Origin of the sequence: Microbacterium caowuchunii (assembly GCF_008727755.1) — a bacterium.
Lineage (GTDB): Bacteria > Actinomycetota > Actinomycetes > Actinomycetales > Microbacteriaceae > Microbacterium > Microbacterium caowuchunii.
Genome location: NZ_CP044231.1, coordinates 2,988,302 through 3,002,898 on the forward strand (window position 1 = coordinate 2,988,302; position 14,597 = coordinate 3,002,898).

14 protein-coding genes are annotated in these 14,597 nt (G+C 69.8%); 9 read left to right on the forward strand and 5 right to left on the reverse strand.

Features of this window, described 5'->3' with window-relative positions; all coding sequences use genetic code 11:
* Window positions 1-37 precede the first annotated feature (37 nt).
* Genes F6J84_RS14090 through F6J84_RS14105 form a run of 4 tightly spaced genes read right to left on the reverse strand, consistent with a single transcriptional unit; the run spans window position 38 to window position 3,649 of the window.
* Complete coding sequence (locus tag F6J84_RS14090) at window positions 38-832, reverse strand: ABC transporter ATP-binding protein (RefSeq protein WP_202980455.1); 795 nt, start codon at window positions 830-832, stop codon at window positions 38-40.
* The gene (locus F6J84_RS14095) at window positions 829-1,746 is read right to left on the reverse strand and encodes an ABC transporter ATP-binding protein (RefSeq protein WP_150974410.1); all 918 of its coding nucleotides are present in this window, start codon (window positions 1,744-1,746) and stop codon (window positions 829-831) included. The genes F6J84_RS14090 and F6J84_RS14095 overlap by 4 nt, the downstream gene beginning before the upstream one ends.
* Window positions 1,743-2,675, reverse strand: a complete 933-nt coding sequence (locus F6J84_RS14100) for an ABC transporter permease (protein ID WP_150974411.1) — start codon at window positions 2,673-2,675, stop codon at window positions 1,743-1,745. The genes F6J84_RS14095 and F6J84_RS14100 overlap by 4 nt, the downstream gene beginning before the upstream one ends.
* Window positions 2,672-3,649, reverse strand: coding sequence for an ABC transporter permease (locus F6J84_RS14105; RefSeq protein ID WP_150893760.1), 978 nt, complete (start codon window positions 3,647-3,649; stop codon window positions 2,672-2,674). Before F6J84_RS14105 ends, F6J84_RS14100 begins: the two co-directional genes overlap by 4 nt.
* 331 nt (window positions 3,650-3,980) lie before the next feature.
* Between F6J84_RS14105 and F6J84_RS14110 the strand changes: the two genes are divergently transcribed.
* From F6J84_RS14110 to F6J84_RS14120, 3 genes are all read left to right on the forward strand, one after another.
* On the forward strand, window positions 3,981-4,898 hold the full coding sequence (locus F6J84_RS14110) for an IclR family transcriptional regulator (protein ID WP_150974412.1): 918 nt from the start codon (window positions 3,981-3,983) through the stop codon (window positions 4,896-4,898).
* A 20-nt stretch (window positions 4,899-4,918) separates the two neighbouring features.
* Complete coding sequence (locus tag F6J84_RS14115) at window positions 4,919-6,055, forward strand: flavin reductase family protein (RefSeq protein ID WP_150974413.1); 1,137 nt, start codon at window positions 4,919-4,921, stop codon at window positions 6,053-6,055.
* An 81-nt stretch (window positions 6,056-6,136) separates the two neighbouring features.
* Window positions 6,137-7,351 (forward strand): MFS transporter, encoded by a 1,215-nt coding sequence (locus F6J84_RS14120; protein WP_238702524.1) that lies wholly within the window; start codon window positions 6,137-6,139, stop codon window positions 7,349-7,351.
* Window positions 7,352-7,468: 117 nt separating this feature from the next.
* On the opposite strand, the gene F6J84_RS14125 is transcribed toward F6J84_RS14120, so the two are convergent.
* Entirely contained in the window at window positions 7,469-7,957 is a 489-nt protein-coding gene (locus tag F6J84_RS14125; RefSeq protein ID WP_150974414.1) for a MarR family winged helix-turn-helix transcriptional regulator, read from the reverse strand.
* Between the two features lie 147 nt (window positions 7,958-8,104).
* Between F6J84_RS14125 and F6J84_RS14130 the strand changes: the two genes are divergently transcribed.
* The 6 genes from F6J84_RS14130 to F6J84_RS14155 all read left to right on the forward strand — a co-directional run bounded on the left by F6J84_RS14130 (window position 8,105) and on the right by F6J84_RS14155 (window position 14,444).
* Entirely contained in the window at window positions 8,105-9,109 is a 1,005-nt protein-coding gene (locus F6J84_RS14130) for an ABC transporter substrate-binding protein (protein ID WP_150974415.1), read from the forward strand.
* A gap of 84 nt (window positions 9,110-9,193) precedes the next feature.
* Window positions 9,194-10,756, forward strand: a complete 1,563-nt coding sequence (menE, locus tag F6J84_RS14135; protein ID WP_150974416.1) for an o-succinylbenzoate--CoA ligase — start codon at window positions 9,194-9,196, stop codon at window positions 10,754-10,756.
* The gene (locus F6J84_RS14140) at window positions 10,753-11,601 is read left to right on the forward strand and encodes an ABC transporter permease (protein ID WP_150974417.1); all 849 of its coding nucleotides are present in this window, start codon (window positions 10,753-10,755) and stop codon (window positions 11,599-11,601) included. The genes menE and F6J84_RS14140 overlap by 4 nt, the downstream gene beginning before the upstream one ends.
* Window positions 11,598-12,374, forward strand: a complete 777-nt coding sequence (locus F6J84_RS14145; protein WP_150974418.1) for an ABC transporter permease — start codon at window positions 11,598-11,600, stop codon at window positions 12,372-12,374. Before F6J84_RS14140 ends, F6J84_RS14145 begins: the two co-directional genes overlap by 4 nt.
* Complete coding sequence (locus F6J84_RS14150; RefSeq protein ID WP_150974419.1) at window positions 12,364-13,227, forward strand: ABC transporter ATP-binding protein; 864 nt, start codon at window positions 12,364-12,366, stop codon at window positions 13,225-13,227. Before F6J84_RS14145 ends, F6J84_RS14150 begins: the two co-directional genes overlap by 11 nt.
* The gene (locus F6J84_RS14155) at window positions 13,224-14,444 is read left to right on the forward strand and encodes a multidrug effflux MFS transporter (protein WP_150974420.1); all 1,221 of its coding nucleotides are present in this window, start codon (window positions 13,224-13,226) and stop codon (window positions 14,442-14,444) included. The genes F6J84_RS14150 and F6J84_RS14155 overlap by 4 nt, the downstream gene beginning before the upstream one ends.
* Window positions 14,445-14,597: the final 153 nt, after the last annotated feature.

Below are 14,597 nucleotides of genomic sequence, written 5' to 3' on the forward strand. Positions count from 1 at the left end.
CTGCCTTTCTGTCGTTTCGTTCGGGTTTCTGGTCGATTCACAACCGCGGGGCGGCGGCGAGGAGGGTGCGGGTGTACTCGTGCTGCGGGTCCTCGAAGATCCGCTTCTTCGGGCCGTGCTCGACGATCCGGCCGGCACGCATGACGTAGACCGTGTCGGCGACCTTCTGCACGACCGGCAGGTCGTGGGTGATGAAGACGTACCCGATGCCGCGCTCGGCCTGCAGCGCGGTCATGACGCGCAGCACACCCGCCTTCACGGACGCGTCCAACGCGGAGACCGCCTCGTCGGCGATGATGATCCGAGGATCCAGCACGAGCGCGCGGGCGATGAGCACGCGCTGACGCTGACCGCCGCTCAGCTCGTGGGGGTATCGGTCCAGGAACGCGGACGCCGGGAACAGGCCGACCGACTCCAACGCCGCACTGGCGACGCGCTCCATGTCCTTTCTCGAGGCGATCGCGTGCCGGCGGATGACATCGGCGAGCGCTTTCCTGACCGTCTTTCGCGGGTTCAGGGAGCCGGCCGGATCCTGCAGAACGGCCTGCACGGTGCGCCGGTAGCCCCGCCGCTGCGTCGGGTCCATCCGCCGCAGGTCGACTCCGTCCAACGCGATTCCGCCGGAGGTCGGCGGGATGAGTCCGAGCAGCATCCGTGCGAGGGTGCTCTTCCCGCTCCCGCTCTCGCCGACGATGGCGATGAACTCGCCCGGCCTGGCGGTGAGGCTCGCCTCCTGCACCGCCGTCACCCCGTGCCTGCCGCCGAAGACCTTGGAGGCACCGGTCACCTCCAGCACCGCGCCGCCGCCGGCGGACCGCGAATCGACGCTCACCGCGACACCGCCGTCTCCGCCTCGTGATGGCACTCCGTGGTGTCGGTCACCAGCCAGTCGCGCAGCTCGGGCGGGATGGAGTACAGCGCAGTGTCCTCGTCGGTGAGGCTCCGCACCGCTCGCAGCAGCGCCTTCGTGTACGGATGGCGCGGTTCGTCGAGCACGGCGCGGGTCGGTCCCGACTCCACGACCCGCCCGCCGTACATGACGTACAGCCGGTCGGTCATCTCGGCGACGACGGCGAGGTCGTGGGAGACGAGGAGGAGCGACGTCCCGATCGTCCGGACCGTGTCGTCCAGGCCGCGGAGGACGACCGCCTGCACGGTCGCATCCAGAGCCGTGGTGGGTTCGTCGGCGATGAGCAGGTCCGGACGCTTGGCCACAGCGATCGCGATGAGCACGCGCTGGCGCATCCCACCGCTCAGCTCGTGCGGGAACTTCGCCGCGACGTTCCGGGCGTCGTCGAGTCCGGCGAGCACGAGGGAACGGAGCACCTCGGCCTCGATCCCGCCGCGGTCGCGGGCACGGCCGCTCGTGCGGACCGATTCGGCGACCTGCGGCCCGATCCGTTTCGTCGGGTTCAAGTACGTCAGCGGGTCCTGGAACACCATGCCGACGCGACGCGAACGGATCTCCCGCCACGCACGCGGGGCGGCTCCGATCATCTCGGTGCCCTCGAACCGGAGCGATCCTTCCATCCGCACCCGCGGCGACGTCGGGAGGAGCCCGGCGATCGAACGGGCCGTCACGGACTTGCCCGACCCGGATTCGCCGACGATCCCGACCCGCTCGCCGCGACGCACGGTCAGGGTGACGTCTTTCACCGCGTGCACGGTCTCCCGCTCCCCCGCGGGCAGCCGGACAGAGAGTGAGGTGAGCTCGAGCATCGGTTCCGCGCTGTTGACGACGGTCATTTCACCCTCCCGATGGTGGGGTTGAGGATGTCGTTCAGGGAGTCCCCCAACATGTTGACGGCGAGCACGACGAAGAAGATGCACAGGCCGGGGAGCACCGCGAGCCACCACCCGGTGGCCATATACGGTTGTGCGGCGTTCAGCAGCGCGCCCCAACTCGGCGTGTTCGCGTCCCCGATCCCCAGGAAGGCGAGCGAGGACTCGATCAGGATGGCGCGGCCGACCGTCATCGTCGTCGCGACGAGCACCGGCGGCATCGCGTTGGGCAGCACGTCGGACCACAGGATGCGAAGGCTGTGGATCCCTGCCGCACGCGCCGACTCGACGTAGCCGAGCTGACTGATCCGCATCGCCTCCGCGCGGACGATCCTCGCCACGCCCGGCCACATGGTGATCGAGAGGATGAGGACGATGAGCAGGATGTTCGAGCCGAACAGCGCTGCGGCGACGATGGCGAGAACGATGCCGGGGAGGACCTGGAAGAACTCCGAGAGCTTCACCAGCGCGGTGTCGGCGAATCCGCCGTAGAACCCGGCGAGTCCGCCGAGCACGAGGCCGAGCGTCATGCACAGCAACGCCACACTGAACCCCACGAGCAATGAGACGCGGCCGCCGAGCAGGAGGCGGGAGAGGTAATCCCGACCCAGCTGATCGGTGCCGAGCAGCGCGGCGCCGCCCGGTGCGCGGAGGACGTCGCTGCTGGTGGCGACCGGGTCCGGGGCGAAGAACGGCCCGATCGCGACGGCGACGCAGATGACGGCGAGCGCGGCCAGGAAGAAGATGTTGCTGGGCCGGCCGACGAACCGTCGCCACAGCGGGCGGCGCTTCCCGCCCGCGGGGACGGTCGGGACGACACCGGATGGTGGCGCGTCGAGCGCTGCCTCACCCGCCCGCAGCGTGGGGGTCGTCTCCTCGTTGAGACTCGTCACGATGCCCTCCCAGTGCTGAACAGGCGCGCCCGCAGGCGCGGGTCGACGATGCCGTACACGATGTCGGTGACCAGGTTGATGACGATGATCGTGATGGTGATCAGCACGGCGCAGCCGAGCACGACCTGGTTGTTCTGCTTCTGCACGGCGTCGTAGAGCAGCAGCCCCATGCCCGGCCAGCCGAAGACCCGTTCGACGACGACGGATCCCGCGAACGTGAGTCCCAGGCTGTAGCCGGCGACCGTGACCATCGGCAGCAGCGCGTTCGGCATCGCGTGGCGCCAGAGGATCGCCTGATCGCTCAGGCCCTTGGACCGGGCGGTGTCGATGTAGTCCTGGCCGAGCGCCTCGATGACGGCCGAGCGCATGATGCGCGTCTTGTACGCCAGCTCGGTGGTGGCCATCGTGATGACGGGCAGGACGAGGTACTGGATCGCTATGCCCTCCTGCCCGTACGGGCTCATGCCCTGCGTGGGGAGCCAGCCCAGCCACATCGAGAAGACCATGAGCAGCAGCAGGCCCAGCCAGAAGTTCGGGATGGAGAACAGGGCGACCGACAGGCCGGAGATCGTGCCGTCGAGCGCCTTCGAGCGGGTGCGCGCGGCGATCGTGCCGAGGACGATGCCGCCGATGGTGGAGATGATGAAGGCCGGGAGAGCGAGGGCGATGGTGTTCCCGACGCGATCGGCGATGAGCGCCGTGACCGTCGTCGAGGTCCCGAACGAGTATCCGAGGTTCCCGGTGAAGATGTTCCCGAGGAAGATCAGATACCGCTCCCCGAGCGGACGATCGAGCCCGAACGACGCGACCATCTGGGCACGGAAGTCCTCCGAGACCGGGCTGTCACCGACCAGCGACTGCACGGGGTCACCCGGAGCGATCTCGAGCAGGAAGAACAGCGTGGTCAGGACGGCGACGAACAGGATCAGCGAGGAGAGCACGAGCCTCCCGATGTGGAGGACCGTGCCCTTCATACATGCCTCCCGTGATCGGCGCGGGTCCGATCAGGCCGGGGGGCGGACGTCATCGTTCGCACTGCTCTCACATCTCCGTCGATGGGCTGGTGATCTGTCGGCCGGTGCCGCCGTAGCGGTCCTCGGCACGGAGCCCCACCGTATGTCCACAGCAGGAGCGGGGACACCTGTGATTCCGTGCTGCGGAACGCGGGATCAGCCGCGCGGAGGGGCGACGCCCCACCCTTCCGCGAGGCGGAATGGACTCGTCAGGACGGCCCGACACCGGATGACAATGACGACGTCCCCCCGACACCGGGGCCTAGACGCATGACGACTCGAGGGAGAGCCGATGAGCGCCGATGTCCTGCACATCTCCGAATACCGTCCTGGCACAGGCTCCGGTGCGGCCGCCGCCGCCACGGCGCATCCGCCCCTGATGCCCTCCGTCATCGCCCAGGCACAGGACGCGCGCGGGAAGCGGACGGCCGCGTCGCGGCTGCTGGCCCTGCTGGACGCATTCGGCGCCAGCGATGGCCCGAAGACACTTTCCGAGCTGAGCCGCCACGCGAACCTCTCGCTCACGACCACCCACCGTCTGGTCCACGAGATGCGCGCGTGGGGAGGGGTGGACGTGGACGAGCGGGGGCAGTACCGGCTGAGCAACAAGCTCCTCGCACTCGCCTCCGGCTCGACGAAGGCGTTCGACCTGCGGGAGCGGGCGCTGCCCCACCTCATGGAGCTGAACCGGGTCGCCGGCGTCAGCGTGCAGCTCGGCGTCCGGGACGGCGCCGACGTGCTGTACCTGGAGGCGCTGCGGACGATCCCCACCTACACGGGACAGAACCGCATCGGCGGTCGGATGCCGCTGCACACGACCGCGACCGGACTGGCGCTCCTGGCCAACGAGGATCCCGCCGTCGTCGACGAGTATCTCGCGGGGCCGCTGGCCCGCTACACCAGCCACACCCTCGTCGACCCCGCCTCGATCCGGCGGGAGCTCGAGCAGATCCGGGACCGCCGCTACGTCATCGCCGACCGCACCGTGACCCCGCAGGCGAGTTCCATCGCGGCACCGGTCATCGGTGAGGACGGACGGGTCACGGCAGCGGTGGGGATCCTGTACTTCACCTCGCACCCCGATCCGCGGCGGCTCGTCGAGCCGCTGCTGACCGCGGTGACCCGCATCTCTCAGGCGATGGCCGACACCAGATCCGTGCCGGACCCCCGCACCGTCGAGTTCAACCGGCGCCGCGCCGGTCTGCTCTGACCACCTCACCCAGGAGCCCCATGCACACCGTCCTCGAGCCCGCACACCTGCGCAACGTCCTCGGCAACTACCCGACCGGTGTGAGTGTCATCACCGCCACCGCCCCGGACGGCCAAGCCCTCGCGATGGTGGTCGGGACGTTCACCTCGGTGTCGCTCGAGCCGCCGCTGATCGCCTTCCTCCCGCAGAAGTCCTCGTCCTCGTTCGCGGACCTGCGAGCCTGCGACCGCTTCGTCGTGAACGTCCTGGCGCACGACCAGGAGGACGTCGTGCGGCGACTGTCCCGGTCCGACCGGACGAAGATGGACGCCGAGTCGTGGCACCCCTCTCCGAGCGGAGCCCCCATCCTCGACGGCGTCGTCGCGGCGATCGAATGCGACTTCCACGACGTCATCGAGGCCGGCGACCACTACATCGCCCTCGGGAACGTCCGCTCCCTGCGGACCGTCCGGCCGACGAACCCGCTGCTCTTCTTCCGGGGCGGGTACGGCGAATTCGCGGCGAAGTCGATCGTCGTCCCCGACGGGCGCGGCCTCTCGGAGGCGGTAGGGCGGGCACAGGCCCTGCGAGCAGATCTGGAGGACGGCGCACGCAGACTCGGCGGCGAGCTCACCGTGTTCGCGCGCATCGTCTCGGATTCGGTCGCCGTCGCGTCCGCCACGGGGGCCGGCAGTGAGACCGTCACCGCACTCGGTGTGCGCTATCCGGTCGTCCCCCCGATCGGCGCGCTCTACGTCGCGTGGTCGCCGGAGTCGGAGCAGGAGGCCTGGTCCGGCAAGGCGGTGGGCGCCTCACCGGAACAACGAGCCGCGTACCACCGGCACCTCGCGGACATCCGCGAGTGCGGATGGGCGGCCAGCTTCGTGCCCGACGACGAGGGCGACGAGGGCCTGCTCCCCGACGAGATCACCCGCCGGATGGCGACGTCCGCGTTCGTCCTCGACGTCCGTGACATCGAACCGGACCGGCGGTACCGGCTGACCGGGCTCATGGCGCCGGTGTTCCTGCACGGCGGACGTGCGCCGGAGCTGATGATCCGCCAACTGCTCTACCCGGCCGTCGAGGTGACCGGCGAGGTCGTGCTGCAGCGGGGCGCGGCGCTCAAGGCGTTCGCCGAGCAGGCGTCTGCGCGGCTGAGCACGGCCGCCGCCGCCTGAGCCGCACGCTCACCGTATGCATCGCGCAGGGTGGAAGCCCAGGCAGGGGCCGACGCCGTCCTGGGTTATAGTCCGGTAGTCATGGAATCTGAAGTCGCGGTGCGGCGCCGATCGTCGCTCGCGATGGTCATCGCCGTCTGTCTGGTCGCCGCGAACATGCGGCCGACGATCACGGCGATCGGGCCGCTGCTCGATCAGATCGGCCCCGACACCGGCATGGCGCCGGGTGTCCTCGGGCTCATCGCGTCGGTACCGCTGGTCGCCTGGGCCCTCGTCTCCCCGCTGGCCCACGATCTGAGCCGACGCTTCGGGATGTCGCGCGTGATGACCGCATCCCTGGTCCTGCTCACGATCGGCACCGCAGTGCGCTCGCTGTCCGGCCCGGTCGCGAGCCTGTGGATCGGCGCCGCCCTGATCGGCATCGCGCTGGCGATCGTCAACGTGCTGATGCCCGCCGTCGTCAAACGGGACTTCCCGCGGCACGTGGCCTCGATGACCGCCGTGTACTCCGCTCTCCTCGGCGGCTTCGGTGCCGTGGCCTCCGGCATCGCCGTGCCGATCTCGCAGCTGCCCTGGCCCGCCGACCCCGCCGGATGGCGGTTCTCCCTCCTCGTGACCGGCGGGGCGCTCCTCCCGTTCGCGATCGTCGCGTGGGTGTGGGCCACGCGGGGCTCCGAGGCGCCCCGGGCGCCCCGCCCGCCCGGGCGGCAGGCGACCACCGGGATCTGGCGCGACCGCACCGCGTGGCTCGTGGCGGCGTACATGGGCCTGCAGGCATCCGTGTTCTACATGCTGGTCACGTGGCTCGCCCCGATGTCGATCTCGATCGGGCGCTCCGCCATCGTCGCGGGGCTCGACGTCATGCTGTACCAGATCTTCTCGATCGTGGGATCGCTGCTGCTGCCGCTCCTGCTGCGCGGGCGCGCGCGCCGATGGGTGCCCGCGTTGATCCCGGTCCTGTCGGTCGTCGGGGTGATCGGCATGATGGTCGCCCCGGGCATGATCCTGCTCTGGGCGCCGTGCCTGGGACTCTCGTCGGGGGCCACGCTCGGGATGTCGCTGACGCTCATGGCGCAGCGGGCGCGCGATCACGGGACCGCGGCCGCGCTCTCCGGCATGGCGCAGTCCGTGGGCTACGTGATCGCGGCGGCCGGCCCGGTCGTCTTCGGTGCCCTGCACGCCGCGACGGGTGGCTGGCTGTGGTCGCTGACCGTGCTCCTGCTCGTCCTGCTCACCCTGTCGACCGTGGGGGTCTTCGCGGGGCGCGACCGGTACGTCCTCGACCCCCGGCACTGAGGCGCACGCGCGGGGGGTCCGCGAGACTGCAGGCGCACCACGAGACGGACGTCGCCACGCGCAGTCTCGTGCTCAGGATGCAGTCTCGCGGGAAAGGGCGGAAGAACGCGTCCGGGACTACTCGGCGGGATCGGTCGCGATGGCGCGCAGCAGCGCGGTGAGCCGGTCGCGGTCCGACTCGTCGAGGGACCGGAAGCTGTCCTCCTCCGCCGCCTGCGCGGCGATCCTGGCACGCTGGTGCAGGTCACGGCCGCGTTCGGTGGCCACGACGACGTTCGCACGGCGGTCGTTCGGGTCGGGCTCGCGACGGGCCAGCCCGCGCGACTCGAGGTCGTCGACGAGGGACACGATCTGGCTGGGGTCCAGGCGCAGGAACTCCGAGAGCTCACGCTGCGTCGGACGCGATCCGTCGGCCGCCATCGCCAGCACGGAGTAGGAGCGAACCTTCAGGTCATACTCCGCCAGTGCGACGTTCGCCCGGGCGAGCGACCGGGCGTTGGCGCGCGCCAGCAGGAACGCGACGTCACCTCCGACGACGCTGGACCACAGCCGGTCGGACGGGGTCGACGGTCGCGCCGAGGCGGGAGCCGAACGGGGGGTGACCATTCCAGCATGGTAGCCGGAACGTTGGACAGCGTAAATCATTGACTTACTCAACGATATGGGTTTTCATGTGGTGGGAGGGCGACGCAGCCTTCCACCGCCTCCGGGCGTACCCGCACCTGCTGTCAGTCACAAGGGAGTAACTGAGAAATGCGCACACTTCGAATGACCGCCGTGGCCGCCGTGGCCGCCGCCGGCCTCCTTCTCACCGCCTGCTCCGGCGGCGGCGGCTCGCTCAGCGGCGAGACGTCCGCCCCCGACGCGGACAGCTCTGGTTCCGGCGAGCTCATCCCCGTCACCGTCGGACTCCTCCCCATCGCCGCTGCGGCGGCCGTGCAGATGGGCATCGACGCGGGGGCGTTCGAGGAGCAGGGCCTGGACGTCACGGTCCAGATCGGCCAGGGCGGTGCGGCGCTCCTGCCCGCCGTCGCGAACGGCGACATCCAGTTCGCCGTCGGCAACCCGCTCTCGGTCCTCGTCGCCGCCAGCCAGGGCCTGGAGATGAACATCATCGCCGGCTACTCCAGCGTCGACGTCCCCGCCGACAAGCTGCCCACCGGCGTCCTCGTCAAGAGCGACTCCGGCATCACCACCTGGAAGGACCTCGAGGGCAAGAAGGTCGCCGTCAACGCCTTCAACACCCAGGGCGACCTCAGCATCATGGGGTCGGTCGAGCAGGACGGCGGCGACCCGGCCGCGGTCGAGTTCACCGAGATCGCGTTCCCGGACCAGCTCGCCCAGCTCGAGCAGGGCAACATCGACGCCGCCTGGGTCCCCGAGCCCTTCGTCGGCGCCGGTCTCGCGACCGAGGGCGTCGAGCTCCTCGGTGAGCCGATGGGCAACGTCATCCCCGGCCTGTCCTCGATGGTCACCTTCACCTCGGCCGCGTACGCCGCCGAGAACCCCGAGATCGTCGAGAAGTTCCGCGCCGGCATCGCCGCGTCGACGGACATGGCGATGGCTGACACCGACGCGTACCGCGACGTGATCGTCTCGTACACGAAGATGCCCGCCGACGTCGTCCAGAACATCAACCTCGAGAAGCTCTCCGCCGACCTCGACCCCAGCATCATCGAGGACCTCACCGCCCTCGCCCTCAAGTACGAGTTCCTCGACTCCGAGCCCGACCTGAAGAAGGTGCTCGTCCTCGAGTGACCCGCGCGCCCGGCGTCGTCATGACGGCGACGCCGGGCCGCCCCTCCTCTTCCTCCTCCGTCCGTTCCTGCTGAAGAAGGCCCCGTGCACAACCAAGGAATCGGAACCTGGATCTCCCGCCGCAGTATGCGATCGCTCGACGACGTCGCGATCTCCTACCGCGGCCGGACGATCGGTTACCGCGAGCTGTCCTCCAGGATCCGCCGCCTCGCCCACGCCCTCGCTGACCGCGGGGTCACCGCCGGCGACCGCGTGGCCTTCCTGGGCAACAACCACCCCGCGTTCCTCGAGTCGCTGTTCGCGACCGCGACGATCGGCGCGATCTTCGTGCCGCTGAACACGCGCCTCGCCGCTCCGGAGATCACCTTCGCCCTCGAGGACTCCGGCGCGACGACCCTCATCCTCACCCAGGAGCTGCGCGAACTCGCCCGCGCGGGCGCCTGGTCCACCGACGTCACCCGTCGCATCGTCGTCGACGGCGAGGCCTACCCCGCCGTGGAGTCCTACGACGAGGTCCTCGCCTCCGGCTCCGACACCGAGTTCGACGTGCCGGTCACGGCGGACGACCCGGCGATCATCCTCTACACCTCCGGGACGACGGGGCACCCCAAGGGGGCCGTCCTGACCCACGGCAACCTCACCTGGAACTGCTTCAACGCGCTCATCGACTACGGCGTCAGCGCGGGCGAACGCGTCCTCCTCATCTCCCCGATGTTCCACGTGGCATCGCTGAGCATGGGCGCCCTGCCCGTGCTCCTGCAGGGCGGGCAGGTCATCCTGCACGAGCGGTTCGATCCCGCGGACGTGCTGCGGACGGTCCAGGCCGAGCAGGTGACGATGCTCTCCGGTGTACCGACGACGTTCCAGCTCCTCCAGGAGCATCCGGACTGGGAGACCACCGACATCAGCAGCCTCCAGCACCTGACCTGCGGCGGATCCACCATGCCGGAGCGGATGCTGGCTGCCTACGAGCAGCGCGGCCTGTCGTTCTCCTGCGGATACGGGATGACCGAGACCTCGCCCGGCGCGACGGCCATGCCCCCGCGCATGTCGAAGGAGAAGATGGGCTCGTCCGGCATCCGCCACTTCTTCACCGATGTGCGGGTGGTCGACCAGAACGGGCGCGACCTGCCCGCCGGCGAGGTCGGCGAGATCTGGATCAGCGGCCCCAACGTCATCAAGGAGTACTGGCGCCGCCCGGATGCCACCGGCTCGGCGATCGTCGACGGATGGTTCCGCTCCGGCGACCTCGGCTACTTCGACGCCGACGGGTTCCTCTTCATCTCCGACCGGCTGAAGGACATGATCATCTCCGGCGGGGAGAACATCTACTCCGCCGAGGTCGAGAGCATCATCATGGAGCTCGCCGAGATCTCCTCCGTCGCCCTCATCGGGGTGCCCGACGAGAAGTGGGGCGAGGTGCCCCTGGCCGTCGTGAGCGTGCACCCGGGCGCCGAACTGAGCGCCGACGCGATCCGCGCGCACCTGCACGGCCGGCTGGCGAAGTACAAGATCCCCAAGCAGGTGGTGTTCACCGACGAGCTCCCCCGCACCGCCAGCGGCAAGGTCCGCAAGGCCGATCTGCGCGCGCGCTACGCCGCGGAGCGCTCCCCGGCGGGAACCACGTCCCAAGGAGGACACCGATGACCCTCGCCCCCGTCGGCGACGAGACGGTCACCCGCACCGTCGCGATCGCGCGTGCCCGGTCACGACGCCGGTTCCGGCCGCGGAACGCCATCCTCGGCATCGTCGGCATCCTCGTCTTCCTGGCCATCTGGGAGATCGCCTCCCAGACCGGCCTGGTGAACCCCACCTACCTGCCGCCGCCGACCGTGGTGATCCCGCACCTCTTCCAGATCGCGACCTTCCCCGACTTCTGGCTGGCCGTGGGCGACACGATGCTGGCATGGGGTCTCGGCATGCTCATCGCGCTCGTCCTCGCGTGCGTGCTGGGCGTCATCATCGGCCTCTCGCCGTTCCTGCGACGCGCCACCAACTCGACGGTCGAGTTCCTGCGGCCGATCCCGTCGGTCGCACTCATCCCGCTCGCGGTGCTCCTGTTCGGCATCCGGATCGAGTCGACCCTGCTCCTGGTCGTGTACGCGGCGTTCTGGCAGATCTTCATCCAGGTGCTCTACGGCGTCGCCGACGTCGACCAGGTGGCGATGAGCACCGGCCGCAGCTACGGCTTCTCCAAGTGGCAGCGCATCCGGGACATCATCTTCCCGACCGCCCTGCCCTACCTGATGACCGGGATCCGGCTGGCCTCCGCCATCGCCCTCATCCTGGCCATCACCGCGCAGCTCATCATCGGGACGCCCGGGCTCGGCCGCGAGATCGCCTTCGCCCAGAACGCCGGCAATTACGCCACGATGTACGCCCTGTCGATCGCCACCGGCCTGCTCGGCGTGCTCATCAACATCGGGGCGCGGGCAATGGAGCGCCGCCTCCTGGCCTGGCACACCTCGGTACGAGGGGACGTGACGACATGAGAAAGGTCCTCGTCGGCGTCGCCTACACCCTGGGTCTTCCCGCCATCCTGGTCATCCTCTGGTGGATCTCGACGCTCGTTGCGCCCAACTTCTTCGTCCCCATGCCGGACGAGCTCATCGGCGACTTCTTCGGCCTGTGGTTCGGCCCGCGCCTGTTCGCCGACGTCCTGCCGAGCATCGGCCGGTTCCTCGCAGGAGTCGCGATCGCGATCGCCGCGGGCGTGCTGCTGGGTCTGCTGATCGGTCTGAACCGCACCCTCCGCGCCCTGACCGAGCCGGTGTTCGAGTTCTTCCGCGCCCTGCCCGCGCCGGTGCTGGTGCCGCCGCTCCTGCTGATCATCGGTCCGAACGACCTCATGAAGGTCGTCGTGATCGCGCTGGCGGCGGTGTGGCCGGTGCTGCTGAACACGGTCGAGGGCGTCCGCGCCGCCGACCCCGTGCAAAGCGACACCAGCCGGTCGTACGGGATCTCCGGGTTCAACCGCGTCCGCCACCAGGTGCTGCCCTCGGCTGCGCCGCAGATCCTGGCCGGCGTGCGGCAGAGCCTCCCGATCGGCCTGATCCTCATGGTCATCTCCGAGATGTTCGCCCCCACCGGCGGCCTCGGCGCGGCCATCATCCGCTTCCAGCGCACCTACGCGATCCCCGAGATGTGGTCGGGCATCCTCCTGCTGGGCATCATCGGCTTCCTCGTCGCGGTCATCTTCCGCGCCCTGGAACGCCGCATCCTCCGCTGGTACTACGGACTGAAGGACATCGAGAATGCCGTCTGACACCACCACCCCGCTCGACACCGTCTCGCACGGCCGCACCCTCCCCGCCGCGGACACCCTGCTCTCCGTGCGCAACCTCAAGAAGGTGTACAGCACCGACGGCGGGGACATCGAAGCGGTGCGCGACCTGACGTTCGATCTGGGCAAGAACGAACTCACGTGCCTCGTCGGCCCGTCCGGTTCCGGCAAGACGACCCTGCTCAAGTGCATCGCGGGCCTGCTCGCGCCCACGAGCGGCGAGGTCGTCCTGGACGGCAAGACGGTCACGGCCCCACCGAAGAAGATGGCCGTCGTCTTCCAGGAGTACGGGCGTTCGCTCTTCCCGTGGCTGCGGGTCGCCGAGAACGTGGAGCTGCCCCTGAAGAACGCCGGGATGCCGAAGGCCGAACGCCAGGCCCTCGTCGCGGAGGCGCTCGAGAACGTCGGGCTCGACCACGTGCCGCGCTCCTACCCCTGGCAGCTCTCCGGCGGTATGCAGCAGCGCGTCGCGATCGCCCGGGCGATCGCCTACCAGCCCGAGGTGCTGCTGATGGACGAGCCGTTCGCGGCGGTCGACGCGCAGACCCGCGCCGACCTCGAGGACCTGGTGCGCCGGGTGCGCAAGAGCCTCGGCCTGTCTGTGCTGTTCGTCACGCACGACATCGACGAGTCGGTCTACCTCGGTGAGCGCGTGATCATGCTCTCGAGCTCGCCCACCGTGGTGCAGGAGGACCTCATCGTGGACCTCCCCGAGGACCGCGACCAGCTCAACACGCGTTCGCTGCCCCGCTTCACGGAGCTGCGCCACCACGTCTACGAGCAGATCCAGCTGGCGAAGAAGGGCTTCCGTCCGGACGCCGCGACACGCGCGTGACACGACTGCCCGCCACCCGCATCCCGGCCCGGATCGATCCGGGCCTGATGCTGGCCCTGGGGTTCGTGGCGATGGCCGGTTCGCTCTCCACGGACCTCTACCTGCCCGCGTTCCCGGACATCGCCGCGACCTTCCAGGTCGAGGCGTCCGCGGTGCAGCTGACGATGACGGCGTTCCTCGTCGGCTCCGCGGCGGGGCAGCTGTTCATCGGGGCGTTCTCGGACGCGCTGGGCCGCCGGCGCACGCTGCTGGCGGCCCTGGCGCTGTTCGTGGCGTGCGCCTACCTGGCGGCGGCGAGCCCGTCGCTGACCGTGCTCGTCCTGATCCGGGCGGTGCAGGGTTTCGCAGGCTCCGCCGGAGCCGTGCTCGCCCGCGCGATCGTGTCGGACATCGCCGACAAGCAGCAGGCGGTGCGCGCGTTCAGCATGCTCTGGGCGATGATCGCGTTGGCGCCGACGGTGGCGACGCCGCTCGGCGGCTGGCTCACCCAGACCGGCGGATGGCGGGCCGCCCTGCTCGGCGTCGCGGTCGTCGCGACCGGGATGCTGGTGGTCACCGCCCTCGTCATCCCGGAGAGCCTGCCGGCTGAGCGGCGCCATCCGTTCACGGTCCGCGCGATCGCGGGCAACATCGGCCGGCTCCTGCGGGACGGGTCGTTCGTCGGATACGCCGTGGCCTTCGGGCTCGGCTACGGCACCCTCATCGTGTACATCAGCTCGTCGTCGTTCATCGTGCAGAACATCTTCGGCACGACGCCGCTGGTGTACTCGCTGACGTTCTCGTTCACGGGTCTGTGCATCATGGCGGGGGCCTGGCTGAGCGGACGGATCGCGCAGCGCATCGGGACGGGGCGGATGCTGCTCATCGCCCAGCTGATGCAGCTGGGCTCCGCGGCGATCGCGGCGGTGCTGGCCGTGAGCGGCGCACTGACCCTGTCCGGCTACCTGCCGCTGATGGCCGTGTTCTGCCTCGGCTGCGGCGCCGTGATGTCCACGGCATCCGCCATCGCCGTCGGTCGCGCCGCCCGGACCGCCGGAGCCGGCTCCGCGCTCGTCGGGTTCAGCCAGTTCACCTTCGGTGCGATCGCCTCGCCGCTGGGCGGGCTCTTCGGCACCGCGACGGCGGTTCCCGCGATGGCGTTCATGACCCTGCTCCCCCTGCTCGCGATCGGCGCGGCGGCGGTGGGCCGCGCCCTCGAGGCGCGCCGTCCCGCCTGACGGAAGCCCGGGCCTGCTGCATCCGCTTTCCCGCGAGACTGCACGCAAACCACGAGACGGACGTAACCAGCCGCTGTTTGGTGGTTGCTATGCAGTCTCGCGGGAAGAGGACCGAACCGACAGTGGCCACGACCGACCGGTCTGCCTGATACT

Coding starts and splice junctions, on each gene's coding strand:
- F6J84_RS14125 (WP_150974414.1), bottom strand. CDS start 7,957: ATGGTCACCCCCCGTTCGGCTCCCGCCTCGGCGCGACCGTCGACCCCG.
- F6J84_RS14120 (WP_238702524.1), top strand. CDS start 6,137: ATGGAATCTGAAGTCGCGGTGCGGCGCCGATCGTCGCTCGCGATGGTC.
- F6J84_RS14140 (WP_150974417.1), top strand. CDS start 10,753: ATGACCCTCGCCCCCGTCGGCGACGAGACGGTCACCCGCACCGTCGCG.
- F6J84_RS14130 (WP_150974415.1), top strand. CDS start 8,105: ATGCGCACACTTCGAATGACCGCCGTGGCCGCCGTGGCCGCCGCCGGC.
- F6J84_RS14105 (WP_150893760.1), bottom strand. CDS start 3,649: ATGAAGGGCACGGTCCTCCACATCGGGAGGCTCGTGCTCTCCTCGCTG.
- F6J84_RS14150 (WP_150974419.1), top strand. CDS start 12,364: ATGCCGTCTGACACCACCACCCCGCTCGACACCGTCTCGCACGGCCGC.
- F6J84_RS14145 (WP_150974418.1), top strand. CDS start 11,598: ATGAGAAAGGTCCTCGTCGGCGTCGCCTACACCCTGGGTCTTCCCGCC.
- F6J84_RS14095 (WP_150974410.1), bottom strand. CDS start 1,746: ATGACCGTCGTCAACAGCGCGGAACCGATGCTCGAGCTCACCTCACTC.
- F6J84_RS14115 (WP_150974413.1), top strand. CDS start 4,919: ATGCACACCGTCCTCGAGCCCGCACACCTGCGCAACGTCCTCGGCAAC.
- F6J84_RS14110 (WP_150974412.1), top strand. CDS start 3,981: ATGAGCGCCGATGTCCTGCACATCTCCGAATACCGTCCTGGCACAGGC.